We start from the raw sequence: 24,094 nt of genomic DNA, 5'->3' as shown, positions 1-24,094 counted from the left end.
GTACCACCCGAAACCGGCCGGAATCCAGCCCTTACCCCTGCCTTACCCCTGCCCTGAAATGGCATCGAGGGTGCCGCCGCAGCGGCACCCTCGATCTTGGTGTGGCGAATCAGCGCAGGTCGCGCCGCCGGAAAGCCATGAGCCCCACGGCAATCAATGCGACGTCCACCATGAGCAGGATCACCAGGGGTGTGGCGGTGAATTCCGCGCCCGGAATCTTGGGCGCGTGCTCGAACGGGTTGAGATCGCGGAACCATTGCGGCATACCGGATATCGCTCCGAGCAGGGAGACGGCGACGGCCGTGGCGAGGACGCCCCAGGCCACCGGGGTCCAGCGCGGCAGCAGACCGAACAGCAGGACGGTGATTCCGGCGAAGACCCATACGGCCGGCACCTGCACCAGCGCCGCGCCCAGCACGTCGGGCAGCTTGCCGCCGATATCGCCGGTGGCGCGCCCGTAGACCAGTCCGCCCAGCAGCCCGGAGATGGTCAGCGCCAGTGCCGGACCGCCCAGTGCGAACACCAGATGTGATGCCGCCCAGCGGATTCGGCCCACCGCACCGGTGAGCACGGCCTCGGTGCGCTGGCTGTCCTCCTCGGCGTGCAGCCGCAGCGCCGCCGAGATGGCGTACGCGGCCGCGGCCATGCCGACCATGGTGAAGGCGTAGCTGATCATCGAATTCTCCAGCGACGCCGACCCGCCCATGCGGGTGATCAGTTCACGCACGGTCTCATTACTGCCGAGCTGATCGCCGATGCCGTGGGTGACACTGCCGATGAGCAGCCCGTACAGGCCGAGCGCCGCGATCCAGGCCAGCAGGGCGCCGCGCTGCAACCGCCACGCCAGTCCGAACGGACCGCTCAGCGCGGGTCCGGCGGCAGCCGCACCGGCCCGCTCGGCGATCAGGCCCGCGCCCATATCCCGGTGCCGCAGCAGCCAGTACGCGAGTGCGGTCAGCATGGTCGCGGTGAGCAGGTGCAGCAGCAAGACCGCGAAGTGATCCCCCGCGAACGGCCGCACCTGCAACGACCAGCCCTGCGGCGCCATCCAGGTGAGCGGGTTGGTCGGCCCGTCCCCGGCCTGCGCGTCGCCGATCGCGCGCAGGGTGAAGGTGGCCCCGAGGACCGCGAAAGCGATGCCGCGTGCCGTCCGCGCACCCGCGGACAGCTGCGCCGCGACGGCCGCGACCGAGCCGAAGACGATGCCCGATCCGGCCAGCGCCAGCCCGAAGGCGAGCCCGCCCGCGCTCGGCACACCGGTTCCGGCAATGCCCGCGAAGGCGATGAGCCCGGTGAGCAGAGCGGCCCCGTAGGTGAGCAGCAGCGCGGCCGTCAGCCCGGCGTAGCGCCCGATCCGGGTGGAGGCGACCAATTCCTCACGGCCGCTTTCCTCATCGGCGCGGGTGTGCCGGATGACGGTGAGGATGGTGGCGACGGCGATGAGCGTGTAGAACATCCCCGCCTTCCAGATCCCGGTCGCGCCGACGCTGTCGTTGTAGACCGGCCCGTAGTAGGCGAGCTGGGCCGGGCTGGCCAGGATGGAGGCCACCATCCCGGCGCGGTCGGCGGCCGTCGGGTACACGTCGGCGGTGGCGTCGATGTACACGCTGCCCAGCGGCAGGGACAGCACCAGGATCCACAACGGCAGCACAATGCGGTCGCGCCGCAGGTACAGCCGCAGCATCTGCCCGGTGCCGGTGAAATCCTCGGTACGGAAGGGTGATTCGAGGGCGCGCGGTGCGGTGATGGCGGTCATTTCGCGACCTTCTCCCGATGCTTGCCCGGCGCGCCGGAGGCTGCCGGCTCACCGTCGCCATTGATCGAATAGTGGCGCAGGAACAGCTCTTCCAGCGTGGGCGGCTGGCTGACCAGGCTGCGCACCCCGGCGTCGCCGAGTACGCGGATGAGCTCGCCGAGGTGTTCGGCGTCCACCTGGCAGTGCAGCGTGTGGTCCTCGACGGTGATATCGGCGACTCCCGGAATCCGGCTGAGATCGCCTGGGTCCCCGGTCATTTCGGCGGTGATGGAGGTGCGGCTCAGGTGCCGCATCTGGGCGAGCGTGCCGGATTCCACGGTGCGCCCGGAGCGAATGATGGTGACGCGCCGGCACAGTCGCTCCACCTCCGACAGGATGTGGCTGGACAGCAGCACGGTGCACCCGCGCGCCGACGCCTCGGCCACGCATTCGTTGAACACCTGTTCCATGAGCGGATCCAGTCCGGAGGTCGGCTCGTCGAGCAGCAGCAGCCGCGCGTTCGACGAGAACGCCGACACCAGCGCCACCTTCTGCCGATTGCCCTTGGAGTAGGTGCGCGCCTTCTTCTTCGGATCGAGTTCGAACCGGTCGATGAGTTCGGCCCGCCGTTCGTTGTTCAGGCCGCCGCGCATGCGCCCGAGCAGGTCGATCACCTCACCGCCGGACAGCGATGGCCAGAGCGTGACATCTCCTGGCACATAGGCGATTTCGCGGTGCAGATCGACCGCGTCGGTCCACGGATCGCGGCCCAGCACCCGGGCGTCGCCGGAAGTGCGCGCGAGGATGCCGAGCAGAACGCGAATGGTGGTGGACTTCCCCGCGCCATTGGGGCCGAGGAAGCCGTGCACCTCACCCTCGGCGACCTCGAGGTCGAGACCGTCGAGGGCGTGCACCCGCCCGAAGTGTTTGTGCAGATCCCGGACTTCGATCGCGGGATGGTTCAGGGCATTCATCGAATCTCCTTGGAGGAAAACGATTTCTACTGTTGGGTGAGGGTGTCGAGAGCTGTGGAATCGGTGAGCATGCCGTGGGTGTAGAGCTCCAGGGCGGGCAGCATCATCTGGTCGGCGTACTCGCGCAGGGCTTTCCGGAAGTCCATGGGGCCCTCGTGCCGCGCCGCGTACAGCTGCAGGAACAGCATCATCCCACCGCCGTTGGTGGTCGCGAGGTAACGCGCCGTGGCCTTCAGGTCGCGCGGTGCGCGCAGCGAGCCGGCCGCGATGCCGACCGCCAGATACTGTTCGATGTCCTCGATCATGTGCTCGTAGAAGCTGAGCATGAGCGGCCCGCCGGACTGGAAGCTGCGCATGAGATAGGCCATGTGCGGCGCGAAGTCCTCGATCTCGGCCAGCGCGTGCAGCAGCCCGTTGGGTGACGGGTTCTGCACGTATTGCACCTTGGCGGTCCGGATGCCTTCGCGCACATGGTCGTCGCAGGCTTGGCGCAGGCCGTCCTTGGAACCGAAGTGGTGGATGACGAGCCCGGGCGAGACCCCGGCCGCGGCGGCGATGGCGCGGACTCCCACCCCGAACCCTTGATCCCCGAATACGGCGATGGCCGCATCGCGAATCCTCGCCCGGGTCGTCAGATCGTCGGAGGTTGAACGCATGTTCAATAGCTTAAACAGTCGTTCAACGAGATCGCAAGAGCCTCTGCGCCAACCCTCCTGCGAAGTTGTGAAGACCCACTCCGGCGCTGCGACCAGGCAAAACAAATTCCCTGCGCGGATAGTCCGCACAGGGAATTGCGCCTCCCTGCAGAGTTCCCCTTAGCAGAAGTCAGCGCGGTCCAGGGTCCGGCCGCTCGGGATCAGGGTTCACCGGCCGGACAGCATCGGGGTGCGGCTGCCCCGAATCCGGCTGCTCCATCCCCTGGAAGCCCGCCACCCCCTCGGTCGCCACGGCCTCCGATTCCCGCCGTCCGCGCCGGCTCCCCGCATAGGCCCATTCCCGCAGCGCCGCAACGGGCTTGGGCAGCAACTCCACCTCGGGCGGCATATTGCGCACCGGATCGAAGAAGCCGGGCGCGGCGTGCTCGCCGATCTCCGGTTCGGCCACGCTGATCTCGGCCAGCACACGGGCGGGACCGTTCCACGGCACGGCCTTCAGCACGAAGCCCAGCCGTCGCTGCTTGGTCAGATACCGCGACAGATCGTCGAGGGAGGTCGAATCCGGTTGCGCGGCATCGGGTTCGGCCACGATCCACTCCGCCGGCCCGCCCTCGAATCGATAGGGCATGAGGCTGCCGTACCGGGCCCGCCCCCAGCCGCCGCCGGGCGCGATCACCAGCCGCCCCCAGCGTCCGGTGCCGGTGGTGGCCAGGGCCAGATCCCATGGCCGCTCGTGCCGGTCGAGCACCCGGATCGCCAGCCCGAGCACGTCGGGCAGCGGTCCCGGCAGCCCGGCGCCCTTCGAAATGCGGGCCAGCACAGGACGATCCGTGCTTCCGATGAGCTGTTTGTATTCGCCGTCCACCGCGTGCAGCACCCCGGTCAGCGGCAGTCCGGCCGGATGGAACACCCGGTTGCGCCGCACCCGCGCCGTGGCGGCGAAGGCGGCGTTCACAATGCGGTCGGTGACTCCCATGGGTCGGTCCTTCTCAATCGCTCGGCATTTCGCCTCGCTATACCCACAGCACGACCCCCGAACCACCGCGCACGAAAACTACGGTGCGCCAAAGGAATACCTTTCGCGATCAGCCGCGCGAGGCGCAGAGCAGCCCGTCGCCCACCGGAATCAGCACGCTGGTCAGATCCGGGTCCTCGGCGATGGCCCGCGTGGCCGCGCGCACCGCCTGCGTCTGCGGGTCGCGTTGCGCCGGGTCCGGCACCCGCCCGCCCAGTAATGCGTTGTGCAGCAGGATCGCCCCGCCCTCGCGCAGCAGCCGCACGGCCTGCGCCACGTACTGCGGGTGCTCCAGCGGCGCGGCGTCGATGAACACCAGGTCGTAGGCCCCATCGGCCAAGCGCGGCAACACATCCAGCGCCCGGCCGTTGATCAGCCGGGTGCGTGCCGGCGCGATGTCCGCGGACCGGAACGCCTCCCGCGCCGCCCGCTGATGTTCGGGTTCTGAGTCGATGGTGGTGAGCGTGCCGTCCTCGCGCATGCCGTCCAGCAGCCACAGCCCGCTGATCCCGGCCCCGGTCCCCACCTCGACCACGGCTCGCGCACTCAGCAATTGCGCGTACATACTGAGAAGTGCGCCTACCGACGGTGGTATCGGCGCGGCCCCGAGTTCGAGGGCCCGTTCGCGCGCGGCGACGAGAATCTCGTCCTCGGCGACGGATTCCTCCACGTAGGCGAGGTTGCGCTGCAGGTTCGATGCCGCGGGAGTCTGGCTCACGGCTATGAGGCTAATGGCGACAGGCCGGTATGGCCCGGCGGTGACCGGCCGGTGTGGCGATTTTTCTCAGGTGTCCCTCAGCCTCCCCATACGGCGACCACATCAGGACCGACGAAAGTATTGCCTACGCCAGGCCATCGACCGGCGGTCCCGGTATCGGGAACACCTGACCCACCAGGTCGGTTGTATACGACACCGAGGCCACGGTCCCGAGTAGGAGGTCACCCCATCCACATGGTCGACGCGGCGCGTGAACCCGCCACCCTGAATCCGGAATTCGCCCTGGACAGCGACACCTCGCTGGTCGACGACTCCGATGACGATGCCCTCAGCGGCACGGCCGCCTTCGACGCGACCGGTGACCGCACCATGATGCCGTCCTGGGACGAGCTGGTCCGCGAGCACGCCGACCGCGTGTACCGGCTGGCCTACCGTCTCACCGGCGATCAGCAGGACGCCGAGGATCTGACCCAGGAAACCTTCATCCGGGTGTTCCGCTCGCTGTCGAACTATCAGCCGGGCACCTTCGAGGGCTGGTTGCACCGCATCACCACGAACCTCTTCCTCGATATGGTCCGCCGCCGCAATCGCATTCGCATGGAGGCGCTGCCCGAGGACTACGACCGCGTTCCCGCGGACGGCCCGAGCCCCGAGCAGGCGTACCACAACGCGAATCTGGACCCGGATCTGCAGACCGCGCTGGACTCGCTGGCTCCGGAGTTCCGCGCCGCCGTGGTGCTCTGTGACATCGAAGGTCTGTCGTACGAGGAGATCGGCGCGACGCTCGGCGTCAAACTGGGCACCGTGCGCAGCCGCATCCACCGAGGACGTCAGGCACTGCGCGAGCACCTCGAGCATAATGGTGTGGAGCGGCGCGTCGCCGCCGCCGAAAAGGTCGGGTGAGCGTGCGGGCCGTGCGCCCGCACACCCGTCGTCCCGATGCAGCCGAGGTCGTCCGGAAGGGTGTGCACCGTATGAGTGGCGAGGACAGAACGCATCGTCCCCCGCGATTCGCCCCGACCGAGCATCTGGCCAGTGAGGCCATCGCCGCCTATGTGGACGGCGAGCTGCGCATGAACGCGTATCTGCGCGCCGCCCAGCATCTTTCCCAGTGCCGCGAATGCGCCGCCGAGGTGCACGCGCAGGAGCAGGCGCGCATCGCGCTGCGCCAGTCCGAGCACATCACCGCGCCGCTGCGGCTGCACGACACGCTCAGCCGGATTCCGCTCTCGGAACTGCCCGGCGCACAGAACAATCCGTCGCCGTCCGCCGCGGCGAATCAGCGACCCGAGAACGACCTGCTGCGCGGGATGAGTTCGTTCGGAATGCGCCAAGATTCGTTCGACAGCAGACGGTGGACCTCGTGGTGGCGCAAGTAGAGTTCATCGCGTGACCACCGAATCGAAGAACACGGGCCCGGTGTCGGGTGAGGGGCCCGCGGACAATCACCCGCGTTCGACTGCGGAGACTTCCGATTCGGCGGCCGATCGGGGGAACCTGAGGCCGTCGGACGCACCCGTACTGGGGCCGCGGCCGGTCTATCGGCCGCATGTCGACACCCATACCGCCCGCGCCTTCCGCCGCCCGAACGGGCAGTCCGGCTCCTTCGCCGCGCGTCCGGAGGGCAACACCCCTGCGAAGGGCCCGCAACCGGGCGCCGAGGTCGTGAACCGGCCGCCCGATGCCGTGCTGGCCGAGGCGTTCGGCCGGCCCGAGGGTTCCGACGAACTGCTGCAGCGGGATCCGGACGCGCAGGGCGAGCAGGCCAAGCCTGCGGGCCCCGCCGATCCGTGGCGGGATCCGAATTCGGCCGCGCGGCTGGGCGCGCCCGCGATGGCGACACCGCTGCCGGAGCCGCTGGCCCCGGGACACAAGCTGGGCGCGCGCGAAGTGCTGTTCGGCGGCCGGGTCTCGGCCAAGGCGCTGGGCATCCTGGCCGCCGTGGCGCTGGTGCTCGGGCTGGCCGGTGGCGTGATCGGGCGGGTCACCGCCGAATCCACGTCGGCGCTGACCTCCCGCAAGGTGGAGTTGCAGTCGATCGACGGGGACGGGAATCCGGCGACGCAGATCGGCAAGGTGGTCAATGCGGTCATGCCCGCGGTGGTCACCATTCACGTCTTCATCGGCGATACCGGGGCCTCGGGTTCCGGCGTGGTGATCGACGGAGCCGGCTACATCGTCACCAACAATCACGTGATCTCCATGGCCGCCAACGACAAGACCGGCAAGGCCAAGGTGCAGGTGCTGTTCTCTGACGACACGCGGGTGCCGGCCAGCATTGTCGGCCGCGACCCGAAGTCGGACCTGGCGGTGCTCAAGGTCGATGTGAAGAACCTGTCGGTCATCCAGCTCGGCAATTCCAGCGATGTGAAGGTCGGGGACGAGGTGCTGGCCATCGGTTCGCCGCTGAGCCTGCGCAAGACGGTCACCTCCGGCATCGTGTCGGCGCTCAATCGGCCGGTGAAGCTGGGCGGTGAGGGCAGTGACACCGATGCCACCCTCGACGCCGTGCAGACCGATGCCGCCATCAACCACGGCAACTCCGGTGGCGCGCTGGTGGATATGCAGGGCCGGCTGATCGGCATCAATACCGCCATCAAGTCCGAGAGCGGCGGTTCGGTGGGCCTGGGCTTCGCGATCCCGATCGACAAGGTGAAGAAGATCTCGCAGGGCCTGATCCGCGACGGGCAGGTGCATCATCCGCGACTGGGTGTGAGCGCCAAGACCGCCGCGGTCGCCAACGAGGCCATGAGCGGTGCCGCCGTAGCCGATGTGTCCGAGGGCGGTCCGGCCGCCAAGGCGGGCATTGTCGAGGGCGACATCATCATTCGCTTCGGTGACCGTCCGGTGGAGGGTCCGGAGGAGCTCACGGTGGCCGTGCAGTCCTACGAAATCGGCCAGACGGTGACGGTGAAGTTGATTCGCGATGGCCGCGAGGTGGAGCTGCCGGTCACGCTCGAATCCGACTGAGCTGTGCGAATGTCGTCCCGGTAGCCTGGTCTCGTGTTCAGCAATATCAGCTGGGGCGAGATGCTGATCCTCCTCGTCGCCGCCCTCGTGATCCTCGGGCCCGAGCGGCTGCCCGGCGCCATCAAGTGGACCGGGCAGACGCTGCGGCAGGTGCGTGACTACGCCACGGGTGCGACCGCGCAGCTGAAGCAGGACCTGGGGCCGGAGTTCGACGAGATCCGCAAGCCCCTCGAGCAGCTGAACGAACTGCGCAGTATGAATCCGAAATCGATGGTGACCAAGCACCTTTTCGATGGCGATGATTCGTTCCTGACGGGGAACTTCGACAAGCCGGTCAGCTCTCCGAACAGCAATTACGGCAGTTTCAGCATGTCCAAGGAGCAGAAACCGCTGGAGCGCAACGAGCGTCCGCCGCTGGATCCGGACGCCACCTAGAACGTTCTTTCGTCAACCGGACTAGACACATGCGGCTGTTCAGCTATCTAGACTGCGCACATGTCGGCCGACGAGGTGGCACGGGTATTCGCGATCGAGGACAAGGTCGAACGCCTGAAAGCCGCCACGGAAGGCGTGGCCGCGGCGCAGCAGCAGATCAATGAGCTGACGCGCATCCGCCGCGCTGTCATCCGCGAACTGCATGCCGAAGGGTGGACGTTCGCGAGAATCGGTGCGGCCGCGGGACTTTCCCGCGCCCGCATCCATCAGGTCAGTACGCAGGGGCCAGTACCGGAAGGTCTCTTCTTCGGGCACGGCCCGCTGACCATCCTCACCCCCGATGTGCGCAGCACCACCCGGGCGCTGGCCCTGATCGGCGCCCCGGACGCCGCGGCCCCGCACCGCCTGGTGGAACTGTTGCGCGAGTTGGGTTTCAGCGCCTCTGTCCAGCGCTTCCTGCCGGGCCGCCCGCTCGACCTGGACCGGGACGGCCTGATCGTCCTCGGCGGGCCCGAATTGTCCCCCAGCCTGCGCTATCTGGTCGCCGCCGACCCGCGCCTGCGCCGCACGGTGGCGCGCGCCGGGCGAGTCCGCAGGGGCATCGAGGATCGCGCCGCCCGCCGTGTCTACCGCCCTGGCGGCACCGAGCCCTACGACATCGCCTACCTGGCCCGGCTGCCCCGTCCGGACGGCAAGGGAACCGTCCTTGTCATAGACGGCCTGCACCCCCCGGCCTCGCTGGGCGCGATCCGGCTGCTGGCAACCCGTTTGGCCACCCTGCACGAGCGGGCGGCCACCCACCCCTTCTCCGCGGTGGTCGGCGTCCGCTACGACCGCTCCACGGGCGAACCCATCGAAGCCGACCTGCTGACGCCGATCTACCGCCACGACCGATGACCACCCCTCGGAAACTCTCAGGGGCTTCGCCCCTGAAACCCCTTGGTCGGGAGGAACTCCCACCATCCCGGCTGCTCGGGGGCGAGGTGTCGCACGCACCACTCAGGCACGAGAGTCTCACTCCACTGCCCATGGGGTTTCAGGGGTGAAACCCCTGAGAGCTACGAGAGTTGTCAGGCAGCAGCCCATTCGGGGCGAAGGGTGTTCATGGGCGGGCGGTCCGCGAGCGACACCTCCGTACTGTGCGGGGTGAATTCGCCGCCGATCAGCGGGAATTGGGTCAGGGCCGCGCCGGAGTCGGCAATGCCGCTGCGGCCCAGGACGGTGCCGAGGATCTGGCGGCTCATGACGCCCAGATCGGACAGCGGGCGGTTGCGGTGCTGGCGCACACCGAGATTCACCTGGCCGATGGCGGACAGACCCAGCAGGTCGTAAGTGTCCAGGAGCAGGCCGATTTCGACGCCGTAGCCCGGGGCGAACGGGACCGAGGTCAGCAGTTCGCGGGTGCCGGCGTATTCACCGCCCAAGGGCTGCAACACCTTCGAGAGGTCGGGGCGCAGGGCGGCCAGCAGTGGACGGGCCACCAGTTCGGTGACGCGACCGCCGCCGTGGTCGTCGATGTTCGCGCCTTGGCGCAGGGGCCGGCGGTAGTACGCCTTCACCAGGTGCATGCCGTCCACGGTCAGCAGTGGGCCGAGGAGTTTGGGCACGAACAGCGGATCCGGGTCGATCAGATCGGAGTCCACGAAGGCGATGAGGTCGCCGGAGGTGACGGCCAGGGACCGCCACAGCACCTCCCCCTTGCCCGGGACGGGTTCGAGTTCGGGCACGGCCTGTTCGCGCGTCACGACGCGCGCTCCGGCCGCGTGTGCGCGTTCGGCGGTGGCGTCGGTGGACCCGGAGTCCAGGACGACGAGTTCATCCACCAGCGTGCCGAGCAGGGGCCGGATGCTGGCCACCACGGTGGCCACGGTCGCCTCTTCGTTGAGGGCGGGCAGGACGACGGAGACGGTGCGGTCGCCCTTGGCGGCGACGAGTTCCTGAACCGTCCACTCCGGACGGTCCCAAGTGTGGGTGGTTCCCCAATTTCGCGTCATACGAGACCTCGCAGGGTGCGGGCGGGCGGGCGCAGACCCTGGATGGCGGCGATCATGTCCACCACCCGGCGTGTCTGGGCGACTTCGTGCACTCGGAAAACGCGGGCGCCCGCCGCAGCCGACCAGGCGGTCGCCGCGAGGGTCCCCTCCAATCGCTCGGACAGGCCGACACCAAGGGTCTCTCCGATGAAATCCTTATTGCTCAGCGCCATCAAGACCGGGAAGCCGCTTTTCACAAGAACGTCTATTGCCCGCAACAATTCGAGCCCGTGGTAGGTGTTCTTGCCAAAATCGTGCGTCGGATCGATCAGGACCGAATCTTTTGCCACCCCGGCCGCGATGGCGTTCTCGGCGGCGGCGACCACGGTGTCGGTGACCTCGGCCACCACATCCGCGTACCGCACCCGGTGCGGGCGGGTGCGCGGCACCGCTCCCCCGGTGTGACTGCACACGATCCCGACGCCCAGCTCGGCCGCGACCCCGACCAATTCGGGATCGGCCCCGGCCCAGGTGTCGTTGATCAGATCCGCGCCCGCACGCACGGCCGCCCGCGCCACGTCGGCCCGCCAGGTGTCGATGCTGATCAGCAGTTCCGGATACGCCTCACGAATGGCCGCCACGAACGGCACCACCCGTCGCGCCTCCTCGGCGGCGTCGACCTCGGCCCCCGGCCCGGCCTTCACCCCGCCGATATCGACCAGATCCGCGCCCTCGGTAACCGCGCGGTCAACCGCGGCCATGGCCGCCTCGTCGGTGAAGGTCGCGCCCTTGTCATAGAAGGAATCCGGCGTCCGGTTCACGATCGCCATCACCAGCGCCCGATCCGTCGCCACCGGCTTCCCGCACAATGTCGGCAACGGCGCACACATGGGCTCCAATGTACCGACCCGTGTGCCGCCCCTGCTGGGCAGCCGACCGGAATCGGCCGCCCGTCCTCAGCGCACAGCCCCCGTCATCCCGGCGTGTTTTTGGCCGGGATCCACACCCGACTGTGTGGATCCCGGCCAAACGCACGCCGGGATGACGAAAGGTAGTCAGTTACCGGGGGCTTTGCCCGCGGCGACGTCCTCGGCGTAGCTCTCGAATGCCGGGATGTAGCCCTCGGTGCGGCCGGCCAGTACGTAGAGGCGGCTGTCGGCGTCGGGGGCGTAGCCCTGCTTGCGGAGTTCGACCTTGCGACTCTTGAAGGTGGAGGTCTGTTCGAGTTCGCCGACCACGCGGATGAACAGCGGGACCGCGTAGGTGGGGAGGCGGTCGTAGAGGGTCTTGGCGGCGAGCTTGCCGTCGAATTCAGCGTCCTGGTCCAGGGTGACCGCGGCCATGCCGGCCTTGCCGTCGGTGCCGGGGATGTCGACGCCGTAGACGACGGCCTGGGTGATGGCCTCGATGCCGTCGAAGGCGCCCTCGACCTCGGTGGTGGCCACGTTCTCGCCCTTCCAGCGGAAGGTGTCGCCGAGGCGGTCGACGAAGGCGATGTGGCCCCAGCGCTGATCGCGCACCAGGTCGCCGGTGTCGAACCAGCAGTCGCCCTTCTTGAAGCCGTCGCGCACGAGTTTGGATTCGGTGGCCGACTTGTCGGTGTAGCCGTCGAAGGGTGAGCGGGTGGTGACCTTGGCGAGCAGCAGGCCGACGCCGCCGGACGGGACGCGGCGCAGCCGGCCGTCGGGGGCGCGCTTGGCCTTGCCGGTGGCGTCGTCGTATTCGACGATGGCGAAGGGCAGCGGGGTGAATCCGGCCGTGCGATCGAGGCTGAAGGCGTTGATGAAGGCGACGTTTCCCTCACTCGCGCCGTAGAACTCGACGATGCGCTTGATGCCGAAGCGGTTCCGGAACTCGTCCCAGAGTTCGGGCCGCAGGCCGTTGCCGACCGCGAGGCGGATCTTGTGCAGCCGGTCGGTGCGCCGGGGCGGCTGGTTGATCAGGTAGCGGCACAGTTCGCCGATGTAGACGAAAGCCGTTGCCTCACTGGCGATCGCCTCGTCCCAGAAGCGGGAGGCGGAGAACTTGCGGCCGAGCGCGAAGGTGGCTCCGCCGGAGATGACCGAGGACAGCGCCACGGTGAGCGCATTGTTGTGGTAGAGCGGCAGGCAGCAGTACAGGGTGTCATTGTGCTGCAACCGAACTCCGAGCCCGCCGATGCCGGCCATGGATTTGGTCCACCGCAGATGCGTCATGACGCTGGCCTTGGGCATGCCGGTGGTGCCGGAGGTGAAGATCAGGTAGGCGCGTTCCTTGGCCGTGATCTGTTCGGTCACAGCGGGATCGGACGGATCGGCGGTGCGCGCGGCAGCCTCGAGCTCTCGCCCCCACAGCAGGTTGGGCCGGGCCTCGCTCAGCGTCCCGAGGGCGTCGGCGCATTCCTCGCCGATCACGTCCACCACCGAGTTCAGCAGCCCGAAACTGTGCTGTAGCACCACATCTCGCTGATTGTGGTTGAGCAGTCCGGCGGTCGCGCCGAGCTTCACCACGGCCAGCACGGTGAGCAGCGCCTCGGGCCGGTTGGTCATGAGGATGCCGACCACGTCCCCGCGCTTCACCCCGCGCGCGGCCAGCACCTTGGCGTACCGGTTGACCTCGGAATTGGCTTCGCCCCAACTGTATTCGCGGCCCTCGAAGCGCAGGAACGGCCGATCCGGGTGCCGTCCGGCGGCGCGCTGGAAGAACAGTCCGATGGAGGCGCGGTCCCCCGATTTCACCAGCATGTGCACGACATTTCGCGCCATGCCGGGAGCCTGTGCCGCCATGGCGGGCAGACTGCGGACCAGATCCACCAGGCTCACGGTCGAGCGGGCGTCGTTGTTCACTTCGGGGGGCTCCTCACCGGTCGTGCTCATGCGGCGCGTGCGGGGTGCCGAAACCATCCGAGTCACTTCGTCGCGCCCGGCTCCACCTTTGCGGATACACCAGAAGTTGTCGAGTGAAACCAGTTAGTTTCGGTTGAAAAAGGCAGGACGCCTCGGTGGATGGCGGGAAATATCAAGGATTCTCGGTCAGCGCAGGGGTGACAGCGCCGCGAAGGCCCGGTCGAAGTCGCTCGTCACGATCACCCGGCCCAAGGCCGCGGCGCCGACGAAGCCGCGCTCCCGCAGCTCCTCGATCCACTCGAGCAGGCCGCGATAGTGGTCGTCCTGGTCCAGGATCACCACCGGCTTGTCGTGCACGCCCAGGTACGCGCCGGTCCAGGTCTCGAACAGTTCCTCGAGGGTGCCGATGCCGCCGGGCAGGGTGAGGAAGGCGTCGGCGCGGTCCTCCATGAGCTGCTTGCGCTCGCGCATGGTGTCGGTGACGATCAGCTCGTCGGCGTCCACATCCGCGATTTCCTTGTGCACCAGGTGTTTCGGGATCACGCCCACGGTGTGCGCGCCGGCCGCCCGGGCCGCGTGCGCCACCGCGCCCATCATGGACACATTGCCGCCGCCGGACACCAGTTGCCAACCGCGACGGCCGATCTCGGCGCCGACGCGGCGCGCCAGCTCCAGCACGGCGGGGTCGGTGACACTGGCCGAGCAGTACACGCACACCGAGTACGAATCACTCACCACTCGTCCTCCGTCATCTTGGATTCGGACAGCTGCTCGCGGGCCTGCGCGGCGGCCAGCACGATCTGCACGACCTCGTCGACACTGTCGGTGACGTGCAGCAGTCCCAGGTCGCCGGGTGCGATCTTGGCCGAGCGCAGCAGCGAATCCCGCAGCCAGTCAACGAGTCCCGCCCAGTACTTGGTGCCGAACAGGATGATCGGGAAGCGGGTGATCTTGCGCGTCTGCACCAGGGTGAGCGCCTCGAACAGCTCGTCCAGGGTGCCGAAACCACCGGGCAGGCAGACGAACGCCTCGGAGTACTTCACGAACATGGTCTTGCGTGCGAAGAAGTACCGGAAGTTGATGCCGAGATCGACCCACTCGTTGAGGTGCTGCTCGAACGGCAGCTCGATGCCGAGGCCGATGGAATAGCCGCCCGCCTCGGAGGCGCCGCGATTGGCGGCCTCCATGGCCCCGGGCCCGCCGCCGGTGATGACCGCGAATCCGGCGCGCGCCAGCGCTCCGCCGATGGCCAGGCCCGCCTGGTATTCCGGATGCTCCTGTGGCGTTCGCGCGGAACCGAATACGGCGACCGCGCGCGGCACCTCCGCCAAAGCGCCGAAGCCCTCGACGAATTCGGCTTGGATGCGCAGCACCCGCCAGGGGTCGGTGTGCACCCAGTCGGCTTTGTCGCGTTCATCGAGCAAATGCTGGTCGGTGGTGCCGATGTTCTTCTTCCGGTCCCGGCGCAGCATTATCGGACCGCGGAATCGGGGGGTCTTGGGCGAACGCGGGGACTCGGCCTCAGCAGACATGCAGCCAACTGTATGTGAACCGCACGGCTCAGTTCTTGTCGCCGGTGAGGTAGCTGCGCAGCATGGAGGTCACCTGGGTGATCTGGTCGACCGGCAGGTGCTCGTCGCGCTTGTGCGCGAGATTCGGGTCGCCGGGGCCGAAGTTCACCGCGGGGATGCCGCGCGCCGCGAAGCGCGAGACATCGGTCCAGCCGTACTTGGCGCGGACGCCGCCGCTGCCGTGCGCGTGCACGATCTCGATGAGGTCCTTGGCGGCCGGGGCGGAGAGTCCGGGCAGCGCGCCGGGCGCGCCGTCGGTGCGTTCGAAGTCGAGTTCGAGACCCGAGAAGACCTCGCACACATGCTCGGTGGCCTCGTCGAGGGTGCGGTCGGGGGCGAAGCGGAAGTTCACGTCCACCTCGGCGATATCGGGCACCACATTGCCCGCGACGCCGCCGGACACGCGCACCGCGGACAGTCCCTCGCGGTAGACGCAGCCGTCGATGTCGACCTCACGCGCCCGGTAGGCGGCCAGCCGCTCCAGAATGGGCGCGAGCCGGTGAATGGCATTGTCGCCCAGCCAGGCTCGCGCGGTATGCGCGCGCACGCCGGAGGTGGTGAGCCGCACCCGCAGCGTGCCTTGGCAGCCCGCCTCGACCCAGCCGCCGGAGGGTTCGCCCAGCACGGCGAGATCACCTTCGAGCCATTCGGGAAGTTCGCGTTCGATCCGCCCGAGCCCATTGAACTCGGCCGCGATCTCCTCGCAGTCGTAGAAGATGAGCGTCAGATCGTGCACCGGCTCGGCGATGGTCGCGGCCAGGTGCAGAAAGACCGCGTCCCCGGATTTCATGTCGACGGTGCCGCAGCCCCACAGCTGCCGCTCCCCGTCCGCGCCGGTCTTGAAGGTGCTCGGCACATTGTCGGCGATCGGGACGGTATCGAGGTGCCCGGCGAGGATCACCCGCGTCGGCAGCCCCCGGTTGGTGCGCGCCAGCACGGTGTTCCCGTGCCGCAGGATCTCGAACCCAGTGGTTTGCTCGCGCAATGCCTTCTCGACCACATCGGCGATGAGCGCCTCATCCTTGGACACGCTCGGGATATCCACGAGGGCGGCGGCAAGCGTGATGGGGTCGGCGCTCAGATCGATGGTCACTCGATCCAGCCTAGTTGAGGAACTGGCTCCGTTCCCTGCATGCGCGCTGCGATGGCACAAACAGACACTGTTCGCAATGGAGTTCATTACTTCCTGCGGGAAGGGGTGAAGCCCCTGAGAGTCGCCGAGCCGGGTCCATTAACCTCGATGCCGTGAGTACTCAGGGAGCAGTAGCAGTCGGTCTGGCCACCATCACCGCCAATGGGACGGTTCTCGACACCTGGTACCCGTATCCCGAGCTCGGCGAGGTCACCGACACTGGCAGCAAGCGCCTGGACGCCTCCGACATCGAGTACGCGAAGTTCGCGGACGGGGTCGGCGTGGACGAGGCCCGCCGCGTGGAAACCGTGGTGGTGCGCACCAGCATCGCGGATCTGTCCGCGCCGCCGGTCGATACGCATGACGCCTACCTGCGCCTGCACCTCATCTCGCATCGGCTGATCCAGCCGCACGGCGCGAACCTGGACGGCATCTTCGGTCTGCTGGCCAATGTGGTGTGGACCAATTTCGGCCCGTGCTCGCTGGAGGAGTTCGAGCTGACCCGGCTGAAGCTGCGTGCCCGCGGCCAGGTCACCGTGTACGGCGTGGACAAGTTCCCGCGTCTGGTGGACTACGTCGTGCCCTCGGGTGTGCGCATCGCCGACGCCGACCGTGTCCGTCTGGGTGCGCATCTGGCGTCGGGCACCACGGTCATGCACGAGGGCTTCGTGAACTTCAATGCCGGCACCCTCGGCAACTCTATGGTCGAGGGCCGCATCTCGGCCGGTGTGGTGGTCGGCGACGGCTCCGACATCGGCGGCGGCGCGTCGATCATGGGCACCCTGTCCGGCGGCGGCAAGCAGGTCATCTCCCTCGGCGAGCGCTGCCTGCTGGGCGCGAACGCCGGCATCGGCATCTCCCTCGGCGACGACTGCGTGGTCGAGGCGGGCCTGTACGTCACCGCCGGCACCAAGGTCGCCCTGCCGGACGGCGCGGTCATCAAGGCCGCCGACCTGAGCGGCAAGTCCAACCTGCTGTTCCGCCGCAATTCGCAGTCCGGCGCGGTCGAGGTGGTGCCCCGCAAGGGCACCGGCATCGAACTCAATGCCGCCCTGCACGCCAACGACTAGTCGATCCCGTAGGCGATGACCCGTTCGGGAGTGATCCGGATGAGCTCGCGGCTCATCCCCTCCTGATACGGGTCCACATCCCGCAAAGCCTGTGCGGTGCCCCGAATTTCGAGGCACCGCACATTGAACGGATTCGTCGACACCACATCGTCGACCACGAAGGACACCCGCTCCTCCTTCGCCAGATTCCGGAACTTCTGCGTGGCCCCCATCCGATACCCACCGATATCGATGGTCCCCAGCGCGGTGTTGTACCGGAACCCGACGGGATTGTTCTGCGGCTGCCCATTCGGCCGGACAGTGGCGATCCGCCCCAGCATCTGACCGTTCAGGTACTCGATCTGTGCGGGCGACAGCGTTGCGATCATGCCCGTGACGGTAGAACCTCGAGTGCACTCGAGGTCAACCCCGCGGCGGGTCGCGTGGCGCTCGATCTGACGCGGTCGCGCGAGCACCCTCCGCGATCGATCGAAATCAATCCGAAGTTCTTGCGGGGCAGTCTGATTCACGCCACCACGTGGTCGTATCTCTCACGTTACCCTGATAGCAGGTCGCTGGGCATCGATTGACGGGAGCTGATGCCAGTGGGTTGCGATGTGTTCGTCAGTCATGCGTCTGGTGATGCGATGCTCGCGGCGGCCGTGGTGCGGGAGTTGGAAGCATCAGGAGTGTCCTGCTGGATAGCACCTCGAAATATCGTGGCGGGCACGGACTACGCCGAGTCGATCATCGAGGCGATCGAGGCCGCGTCGGTGATGGTGATCGTGATCTCCGACCATGCGAACAGATCACGGCATGTGCCACGAGAGGTCGAACGGGCAATAGCCCGAGATGTCAGCCTGGTGCCGTTCCGGATCGCTGATATCTCACCGTCCAAGTCGTTGGAATACTTCCTGGCGAGTCAGCATTGGCTGCATGCTCTGCCACCACCGGTGGAGGCGCATATCAGCAAACTGGTCGATGCGGTGACGGCCCTGATCGCGCTGCGACGGGCGGTACCGGCGGCACTGCCCACGGTGGAGACGATCAAGGCCCGCCGGCGGCCGGTCCGAGTCCCCGTGCCCGTGGCCGTTTTCACCGGACGCGACACCGAACGGGCGCTGGCTGCAACAGAGTTGGCACGGGTACCAGTAGTGACCCTGGTCGGCCCTCCCGGCGCGGGTAAGTCCGAGCTGGCCCGGAGGGTCGCTGCTGATCTGGGCTCGGAGTCGGTGGTGTACGTCGACCTATCGACCGTAACGGTTACGAGCTCACTGTCGGCCGTGATCACCACCGCAACCGGATTGGATCCGGCATGGGAGTGGCCTGACACTCTCGCTGCACTCGATGACACCGGCAAGACGCTGCTGCTGGATAACGCGGAGACCGCACTAGCGGTGGATGCCAATGAGTTTCGGCTCCTGGTGCGGGATCTGGTCACCAAATGCAGAGGCGTGCGTGTTCTGGCGACGTCGCGAGAACGCCTCGGGCTGCCCGGCATGGAGGTGCTGATTCGGGTTGGAGCCCTGCCTACCGAAGACGCCGACCGATTGCTGAGCAAGCTGCTGGCCGGCAATGCGGTCACCGTCGCTGCGGCGGATCAGGAAGAAATCACGCGCATCAGGAAACTCGCGGACGGGCTACCACTGGCGCTGGTCATTTCCGCTGCCTGGCTGGCCGAGGTGTCACCGGCTGCATTTCTACGGGCATGGCACCAATCGCGCGAAATGCTTTCGGCACTGCCAGGTTTCGACCAACCCGACCGCAGCTCGAGCGTGCATGTCTCGGTCGCGGTGTCGGTCGGCGCAATGAGTGAGCAGGCACGCCGAATTCTTCGCGTACTGGCCATACTGCCCGCCGGAGCAACCGCCGAAACGGTTGAAGAGATCATCGGCACACCGGTATTGGCGTCGACGGCGGCGCTGGTGCGCAAATCGCTGGTGGAGCAGACAGGAACTCGTCTGCGGCTGCTCGTCCCCATTCGGGAATTCATTCTTGCCCACACCGATGCCGAGACGATGACACCATTACTCGGTTCGGCGATCACCATGCATCTGCGGCTACTGCGAACACTGGCCGGATCCGCGTACCGGCTCGACTCGATGCCGTTCTGGGTCCAGCATCGGGAAACCTTGGGCAACGTAGGAGCTTTGATCGATTCGGGACTCGACCTTTCTGACACCGCGACGGACGCGGTCGAGCTGGCGGTTGCGGCCGGCATGGCGTTCCGCGCCACCGGCCGGATCCAAGAGGGCGTCGACTTCCTGAACAAAGCAATATCTCAGGTTCCAACCGACAGTGAAACCGCCGGAAACCTGCGCGAAGAACTCGGCAATATCCTTCGCGCCGGTGCTCGATTGCACGACGCGGCATCGGAATACACTGCCGCTCTGAACATCTGGACAACACTCGGCCGCCAGGACCGCGAAGCGGTCTGTCGGCTCCGACTCGGCGATATTCTGCGATTGCTCGGCCGATACGCTGACGCACAGGCCACCTACACACTCGGCATGCGATTACACGAAGCCTCGGGCGATCTGCTCGGGCGCGCCGACTCCTATGAGTGCCTTGGAGATGTCGCCTGTATGACAGGCGATTTCGAAACCGCGCTGTACCGCTATACCCAAGCACAGGACATCTTTCGGGCCATTCCCGATGGGATGGTCGGAATGGTCAACACCTCCAACAGCCTTGGCCAGACCAGACTCGCCCTGGCCGACCCCGTCGGCGCGCGATTGGATTACGACCGCGCATTGGTCATCTCCACACGCATCGGAGATCTGCAGGGCCAGGCCAACGCCCAGCTCGGAATCGCCAAAACCCTTCTGTACGAGGCCGATCAGGAGAGGGCACGGGAGCGGATCGAGCTGGCTGAGCAGTTGTACCGGCAGATCGACGACCGTCTCGGCATGGCTAACACCGCTATTGCTCACGGTGACCTCCATCAAGCCGTTGGTGATCTTGCGGCGGCCGACGCCGCGTATGAGCAAGCCGAGGTAGCGTTGACCGCGATGGCAAGCCCCGCCAACCGGATCCTCGCCACATTGCGGCGGGCACTGGGCCGTCAACTGGCATGGGACAGCCCTCAGGTCGCACGTATTCGCGACGAGTTCGCGCTGTTGGTCAACCGTCGAGTCGATGTGGAGGAGTGCCGCCGATGGCCACTGGAACGCAAGGGCAGCGTATTTCACGGTGGCCTGGAGCTGTCGACCTGAATCCGATCATCGCCACGGTCACTCCGTTCACTTCCAGTGGCCACATCGACTTCGCGGCGGTCGACGCCTACCTGAACTTCCTCCACGAAGCCGGAGTGCAGGCCATTCTGGTGAACGGCACCACCGGCGAGTTCGCCAACCTGACTCTTGCCGAACGACGGCAACTTCTCGAGCACACCCGTGTCCGCTGGCCTGGTCAACTCATAGCTCATGTCGGCGCCACCGCCCTCGGAGATGCTGTAGCTCTGCTCGAACACAGCCACGAGCACGCCGATGCCGTCGCCGCGATCAGCCCGTACTTTTATGCCGACCCACCCGGATTGCGCGCCTACTTCTCCGCTCTGCTCGACCGGACCGAACTACCCATGCTGCTCTACAACTTCCCCCGGCATACTCAAGCCCTGATCACACCCGACCTGTTCGGAGAACTTGCCTCCGCCTATCCCCTGCTCGTCGGTATCAAGGACTCGGGGAGCGATCGAGCCGTCACTCGCGCCTACGTCGACACGGGCCTACCGGTCTTCGTCGGCAGCGATGGCGAAGCCGCACGTATCGGTGAACTCCGGGCAGCTGGAATTGTCTCCGGTGGCGGCAGCCCGATACCCGAAGTGCCCGTGCGCATCGCCGCGGCCGTGCGTAACGAAGACACCGAGACCGCAGAACGATGGCAGTCGATCTTCGATCAATTCCGAACACTGCGCCAAGATTCCGGTTTGTCCGACATAGCCTTTGCCAAAGCCGCTCTCTCCGAACGAATCTCTGGATTCCCGGTTACCGTCCGACCCCCGCTTGTCGCCGCGAGCGACACCCGAATCGACGATATCCGCGGCTATCTGCGGAACAAGATCCTGCCCCGCATCGACGAGGTCGATTCGTGACCCGCATAGGCATCACCGGTCACATCCATCTCACCGATGAGACGATCGATCTGGTCCACACGGCGCTCCAGGAGCGGCTGCGTCCCTATGACACGTGCCTGACCGGGGTCAGTTGTCTCGCACCGGGCGCAGACACCATCTTCGCCGGCACTGTCCTTGCTCTCGGAGGTCGTCTCGAGGTGATCCTGCCGGCCCGCTCCTACCGCAATCAGGCGCTGCCAACCGACCGCCTCTCCACTTTCGACAGTTTGCTGAACCGGGCCAGCAGTGTGCGGGTCATGCCTTATGCGAGACCCTCTCCGACTGCGTACCGAGCGGCGAACGGGGCCGTCCTCGCTGCGATCGATCGACTACTCGCTGTGTGGGACGGCGCTACCGGCGATCCCGGCAGCACAGCCGACACCGTTCACGCCGCCAAAACGTTGGCGATTCCCGTAGAAATCATCTGGCCACTCGGAGCACAACGCAGCCGAATATAGAAAAACCCTTGCTCCACAAGATAATTCGGACCACACGACCCACCCCAACGCTGCTACCGTTGAGCCATGCTCGTCGCCCAGGCCGGTCGAAGCTGTGTTCGCCGCTGAGGACTACCCCGGCCTGTTCCAGGCCGCCGACGCCGCCGCCACAGCAGCACAACGCATTTATCTCCGCGCCTACGCACTCCGACTATGGCTGGCCCTCTTCGCCGCAACCTGCGCGGCATTCACAATCCGCATCGGAAGTGCCCGCACCGACATCGCCGCTCTCGGCACCGCATTGGGTTTCGTCAGCATTCTCGCCATCGATGTCGCTTTGCTCAGTACCCGGCCCAGCCGCACCTGGCACGAAGGGCGCGCCCTCGCTGAATCGGTCAAATCACTCGCCTGGAAGTACTCGGTCGGGGGTACCCCATTCGACAGCAACCGTGCCGACCCTGACACCCGCCTCCTCGATCGAATCCGCGCACTGCAGCGCGCAGTACCCGACCTCACGGTACGACCGACCACCGCATCCTGTATCACCGGCCGCATGCGCGATCTTCGCCGGTGCACCTTTCCCGAACGTCGCCGGATCTACCTGGAGCATCGAATCCACGAACAACAAGAGTGGTACGCCAGCAGGTCGGCCAGTCACCATCGTCGCGGCAATCGCCTCTACGCACTTGGACTCTTCCTCGAAATCGGCGGTATCACCGCCGCTCTCGGAAAAGCCTTCAACACGATAGACTTCGACCTCGCCGGTATTGTCGCCGCCGCCATCGCGGCGCTCGCCGCTTGGTCTTCCGCCCGACAGCACATCCGGACCGCCATCACATACGCGACCACTTCCAACGAGCTTGCCATCATCACCGACGCCCTAACCAATGCGAGCGAGAATGACTGGGCTACGGCCGTAGCCAGGGCCGAGGAAGCAATCAACCGCGAACACGCGCTGTGGAGGGCCGCCCACCACGAATGAGCCGACGCTCAATACTCAGTCGGCCCGGAGCAGCAGCTTCTTCTGGACCTTGCCCATGGCGTTGCGGGGCAGGGAATCGACTATGCGGATCTCGCGGGGGCGCTTGTGCGCCGAAAGTTCGTCTGCGACATGGGTGATGAGGGCTTGTGCCACGGAATCGGCTGCGCCGTCGCGGAGTACGACGAAGGCGATGATGCGCTGGCCGAGGTCGGGGTCGGGGGCGCCGACGACGGCGACTTCGGCGACCGACGGGTGGCCGAGCAGGGAGGTTTCGATTTCGCCCGCGCCTATGCGGTAGCCGCCGGATTTGATGAGGTCGACGGATTCCCGGCCGACTATGCGGTGGAAGCCCTCCGGGTCGATGACGGCGACGTCGCCGGTTTTGAACCAGCCGTCTTCGGTCCAGGTTTCGGCGCTGGCGTCGGGGCGGTTCAGGTAGCCGTCGAAGAGCATGGGGCCGCGAACCTGAAGGCCGCCAACGGATTCGCCGTCGTGGGGGACGGGGTGGCCGGCCTCGTCGCGGAGGCGGGTTTCGACGCCGTGGACGGGGGTGCCGACCCAGCCGGGGCGGCGTTCGCCGTCGGGGCGGGTGGACAGGGTGATCATGGTTTCGCTCATGCCGTAGCGCTCGATGGGGGCGTGGCCGGTGAGGTCGCGCAGGCGCTCGAAGACCGGGACCGGCAAGGGGGCACTGCCGGAGATCAGGATGCGGGCCTTGGCCAATTCCTTTGCGGCGGCCGGGTCTTCGGTCACGCGGGACCAGACTGTCGGGACGCCGAAGTACATGGTGCCGTGCGCCTCGGCATACGCCTGCGGGGTGGGTTTGCCGGTGTGGATCAGCGGGCTGCCGACGCGCAGGGGGCCGAGCAGGCCCAGGATGAGGCCGTGCACGTGGAACAGCGGAAGTCCGTGCACCAGTGTGTCGTTCGGCTTCCAGGACCAGGCTTCGGCGAGGGCGTCCAGCCCCGCGGCAATGGCGCGGCGGCTGAGCATGACGCCCTTGGGCGCACCGGTGGTTCCGGACGTGTAGAGGATGAAAGCCGTTGCCTCCGGGGCGGGTTCGGCGTACACGTGCCAGGAGCGGGCGTGCTTGCGGACCGGAATCACGGGCAGGTCGCTGCCTTCGGGGGCTTCCCCGAGCCACGCCTGGGCTCCGGAGTCCGAAAGGATGTGGGCCAGTTCGGCATTGCCCGCGTCCGGCGGTACCGGCACCACGGTCACACCGGCGATGAGGCAGCCGACGACGGCCAGCACGGTGGTGACGGTCGGCTTGGCCAGGACGGCGAGGCGGTCGGCGCGGGCGATGCGTTCGGCGACGGAGGTGGCCGCGCCCAGCAGGTCACTGCGGGACAGCGTGACGCCGTCGATGGTGACGGCGTCCGGAATATCGTCCCCGGCGGCCACGGCGGACGGGTTCAGCGAGCTCAGCAGTAGCGGCGACCTGTACGACACCGGCCCAGGCTACCGGCCCGCAGCGCCGCGGCCGTTCCGGCGTCGAATCACCAGGA

At 67.1% G+C, this 24,094-nt stretch carries 23 protein-coding genes; 10 read left to right on the top strand and 13 right to left on the bottom strand.

Features of this window, described 5'->3' with window-relative positions; translation table 11 throughout:
• Positions 1–109: 109 nt before the first annotated feature.
• From H0264_RS11595 to H0264_RS11575, 5 genes are all read right to left on the bottom strand, one after another.
• Positions 110–1,756: an ABC transporter permease gene (locus H0264_RS11595; protein WP_181583968.1), complete on the bottom strand. Its 1,647-nt coding sequence runs from the start codon at positions 1,754–1,756 to the stop codon at positions 110–112.
• Positions 1,753–2,709, bottom strand: a complete 957-nt coding sequence (locus H0264_RS11590; protein WP_181583967.1) for an ABC transporter ATP-binding protein — start codon at positions 2,707–2,709, stop codon at positions 1,753–1,755. Before H0264_RS11590 ends, H0264_RS11595 begins: the two co-directional genes overlap by 4 nt.
• Before the next feature lie 26 nt (positions 2,710–2,735).
• Positions 2,736–3,365 (bottom strand): TetR/AcrR family transcriptional regulator, encoded by a 630-nt coding sequence (locus H0264_RS11585; protein WP_181583966.1) that lies wholly within the window; start codon positions 3,363–3,365, stop codon positions 2,736–2,738.
• 169 nt (positions 3,366–3,534) lie between these two features.
• On the bottom strand, positions 3,535–4,341 hold the full coding sequence (locus H0264_RS11580) for a phosphodiesterase (RefSeq protein ID WP_181583965.1): 807 nt from the start codon (positions 4,339–4,341) through the stop codon (positions 3,535–3,537).
• 109 nt (positions 4,342–4,450) lie between these two features.
• Complete coding sequence (locus tag H0264_RS11575; protein ID WP_181583964.1) at positions 4,451–5,098, bottom strand: O-methyltransferase; 648 nt, start codon at positions 5,096–5,098, stop codon at positions 4,451–4,453.
• Positions 5,099–5,332: 234 nt separating this feature from the next.
• Between H0264_RS11575 and sigE the strand changes: the two genes are divergently transcribed.
• The 5 genes from sigE to H0264_RS11550 all read left to right on the top strand — a co-directional run bounded on the left by sigE (position 5,333) and on the right by H0264_RS11550 (position 9,400).
• A complete protein-coding gene (gene sigE / locus H0264_RS11570; RefSeq protein ID WP_231083120.1) occupies positions 5,333–6,001 on the top strand; it encodes an RNA polymerase sigma factor SigE in 669 nt (222 codons plus the stop codon).
• A 71-nt stretch (positions 6,002–6,072) separates the two neighbouring features.
• Positions 6,073–6,477 (top strand): hypothetical protein, encoded by a 405-nt coding sequence (locus H0264_RS11565; RefSeq protein ID WP_181583963.1) that lies wholly within the window; start codon positions 6,073–6,075, stop codon positions 6,475–6,477.
• Positions 6,478–6,487: 10 nt separating this feature from the next.
• Complete coding sequence (locus H0264_RS11560; protein ID WP_420832054.1) at positions 6,488–8,068, top strand: S1C family serine protease; 1,581 nt, start codon at positions 6,488–6,490, stop codon at positions 8,066–8,068.
• A 33-nt stretch (positions 8,069–8,101) separates the two neighbouring features.
• Positions 8,102–8,503: a Sec-independent protein translocase protein TatB gene (gene tatB / locus H0264_RS11555; RefSeq protein WP_181583962.1), complete on the top strand. Its 402-nt coding sequence runs from the start codon at positions 8,102–8,104 to the stop codon at positions 8,501–8,503.
• 60 nt (positions 8,504–8,563) lie between these two features.
• Positions 8,564–9,400 (top strand): hypothetical protein, encoded by an 837-nt coding sequence (locus H0264_RS11550; protein WP_181583961.1) that lies wholly within the window; start codon positions 8,564–8,566, stop codon positions 9,398–9,400.
• A 173-nt stretch (positions 9,401–9,573) separates the two neighbouring features.
• Here the strand turns inward: H0264_RS11550 and H0264_RS11545 are convergent, their stop codons facing one another.
• From H0264_RS11545 to dapE, 6 genes are all read right to left on the bottom strand, one after another.
• Positions 9,574–10,497, bottom strand: coding sequence for a glucosyl-3-phosphoglycerate synthase (locus H0264_RS11545; RefSeq protein WP_181583960.1), 924 nt, complete (start codon positions 10,495–10,497; stop codon positions 9,574–9,576).
• Entirely contained in the window at positions 10,494–11,366 is an 873-nt protein-coding gene (folP, locus tag H0264_RS11540; protein WP_181583959.1) for a dihydropteroate synthase, read from the bottom strand. The genes H0264_RS11545 and folP overlap by 4 nt, the downstream gene beginning before the upstream one ends.
• 165 nt (positions 11,367–11,531) lie before the next feature.
• Positions 11,532–13,331: a long-chain-acyl-CoA synthetase gene (locus H0264_RS11535; protein WP_181585459.1), complete on the bottom strand. Its 1,800-nt coding sequence runs from the start codon at positions 13,329–13,331 to the stop codon at positions 11,532–11,534.
• A gap of 156 nt (positions 13,332–13,487) precedes the next feature.
• Positions 13,488–14,039: an LOG family protein gene (locus H0264_RS11530; protein WP_181583958.1), complete on the bottom strand. Its 552-nt coding sequence runs from the start codon at positions 14,037–14,039 to the stop codon at positions 13,488–13,490.
• Entirely contained in the window at positions 14,033–14,833 is an 801-nt protein-coding gene (locus H0264_RS11525) for an LOG family protein (protein WP_181583957.1), read from the bottom strand. Before H0264_RS11525 ends, H0264_RS11530 begins: the two co-directional genes overlap by 7 nt.
• 28 nt (positions 14,834–14,861) lie before the next feature.
• Positions 14,862–15,965, bottom strand: a complete 1,104-nt coding sequence (dapE, locus tag H0264_RS11520; RefSeq protein ID WP_231083121.1) for a succinyl-diaminopimelate desuccinylase — start codon at positions 15,963–15,965, stop codon at positions 14,862–14,864.
• 152 nt (positions 15,966–16,117) lie between these two features.
• Here dapE and dapD point away from each other — a divergent pair, with 152 nt between their 5' ends.
• Positions 16,118–17,074 (top strand): 2,3,4,5-tetrahydropyridine-2,6-dicarboxylate N-succinyltransferase, encoded by a 957-nt coding sequence (dapD, locus tag H0264_RS11515; protein WP_181583955.1) that lies wholly within the window; start codon positions 16,118–16,120, stop codon positions 17,072–17,074.
• Here the strand turns inward: dapD and H0264_RS11510 are convergent.
• The gene (locus tag H0264_RS11510; protein ID WP_181583954.1) at positions 17,071–17,442 is read right to left on the bottom strand and encodes a PPOX class F420-dependent oxidoreductase; all 372 of its coding nucleotides are present in this window, start codon (positions 17,440–17,442) and stop codon (positions 17,071–17,073) included. The genes dapD and H0264_RS11510 overlap by 4 nt on opposite strands.
• A 228-nt stretch (positions 17,443–17,670) precedes the next feature.
• Between H0264_RS11510 and H0264_RS11505 the strand changes: the two genes are divergently transcribed.
• From H0264_RS11505 to H0264_RS11490, 4 genes are all read left to right on the top strand, one after another.
• The gene (locus H0264_RS11505; RefSeq protein ID WP_181583953.1) at positions 17,671–20,268 is read left to right on the top strand and encodes a TIR domain-containing protein; all 2,598 of its coding nucleotides are present in this window, start codon (positions 17,671–17,673) and stop codon (positions 20,266–20,268) included.
• Positions 20,211–21,146 (top strand): dihydrodipicolinate synthase family protein, encoded by a 936-nt coding sequence (locus tag H0264_RS11500; RefSeq protein WP_181583952.1) that lies wholly within the window; start codon positions 20,211–20,213, stop codon positions 21,144–21,146. Before H0264_RS11505 ends, H0264_RS11500 begins: the two co-directional genes overlap by 58 nt.
• On the top strand, positions 21,143–21,625 hold the full coding sequence (locus H0264_RS11495; protein WP_181583951.1) for a hypothetical protein: 483 nt from the start codon (positions 21,143–21,145) through the stop codon (positions 21,623–21,625). Before H0264_RS11500 ends, H0264_RS11495 begins: the two co-directional genes overlap by 4 nt.
• A 94-nt stretch (positions 21,626–21,719) precedes the next feature.
• The gene (locus tag H0264_RS11490) at positions 21,720–22,586 is read left to right on the top strand and encodes a DUF4231 domain-containing protein (RefSeq protein ID WP_181583950.1); all 867 of its coding nucleotides are present in this window, start codon (positions 21,720–21,722) and stop codon (positions 22,584–22,586) included.
• Positions 22,587–22,601: 15 nt separating this feature from the next.
• Here H0264_RS11490 and H0264_RS11485 read toward each other — a convergent pair whose 3' ends face one another.
• Positions 22,602–24,038 carry an acyl-CoA synthetase gene (locus tag H0264_RS11485; RefSeq protein ID WP_181583949.1) on the bottom strand — a complete coding sequence of 479 codons (1,437 nt, stop codon included), beginning with the start codon at positions 24,036–24,038 and terminating at the stop codon, positions 22,602–22,604.
• Positions 24,039–24,094 lie beyond the last annotated feature (56 nt).

The organism is Nocardia huaxiensis, assembly GCF_013744875.1.
In the GTDB taxonomy this organism is placed as follows: domain Bacteria; phylum Actinomycetota; class Actinomycetes; order Mycobacteriales; family Mycobacteriaceae; genus Nocardia; species Nocardia huaxiensis.
Note: the sequence above shows the minus strand (reverse complement) of the source record. Positions and strands in the feature narration are given on the sequence as shown.

Coding starts and splice junctions, on each gene's coding strand:
- H0264_RS11535 (WP_181585459.1), bottom strand. CDS start 13,331: ATGAGCACGACCGGTGAGGAGCCCCCCGAAGTGAACAACGACGCCCGC.
- H0264_RS11545 (WP_181583960.1), bottom strand. CDS start 10,497: ATGACGCGAAATTGGGGAACCACCCACACTTGGGACCGTCCGGAGTGG.
- H0264_RS11590 (WP_181583967.1), bottom strand. CDS start 2,709: ATGAATGCCCTGAACCATCCCGCGATCGAAGTCCGGGATCTGCACAAA.
- H0264_RS11525 (WP_181583957.1), bottom strand. CDS start 14,833: ATGTCTGCTGAGGCCGAGTCCCCGCGTTCGCCCAAGACCCCCCGATTC.
- sigE (WP_231083120.1), top strand. CDS start 5,333: ATGGTCGACGCGGCGCGTGAACCCGCCACCCTGAATCCGGAATTCGCC.
- H0264_RS11595 (WP_181583968.1), bottom strand. CDS start 1,756: ATGACCGCCATCACCGCACCGCGCGCCCTCGAATCACCCTTCCGTACC.
- H0264_RS11585 (WP_181583966.1), bottom strand. CDS start 3,365: ATGCGTTCAACCTCCGACGATCTGACGACCCGGGCGAGGATTCGCGAT.
- folP (WP_181583959.1), bottom strand. CDS start 11,366: ATGTGTGCGCCGTTGCCGACATTGTGCGGGAAGCCGGTGGCGACGGAT.
- H0264_RS11580 (WP_181583965.1), bottom strand. CDS start 4,341: ATGGGAGTCACCGACCGCATTGTGAACGCCGCCTTCGCCGCCACGGCG.
- H0264_RS11510 (WP_181583954.1), bottom strand. CDS start 17,442: ATGATCGCAACGCTGTCGCCCGCACAGATCGAGTACCTGAACGGTCAG.
- H0264_RS11550 (WP_181583961.1), top strand. CDS start 8,564: ATGTCGGCCGACGAGGTGGCACGGGTATTCGCGATCGAGGACAAGGTC.
- H0264_RS11500 (WP_181583952.1), top strand. CDS start 20,211: ATGGCCACTGGAACGCAAGGGCAGCGTATTTCACGGTGGCCTGGAGCT.
- H0264_RS11565 (WP_181583963.1), top strand. CDS start 6,073: ATGAGTGGCGAGGACAGAACGCATCGTCCCCCGCGATTCGCCCCGACC.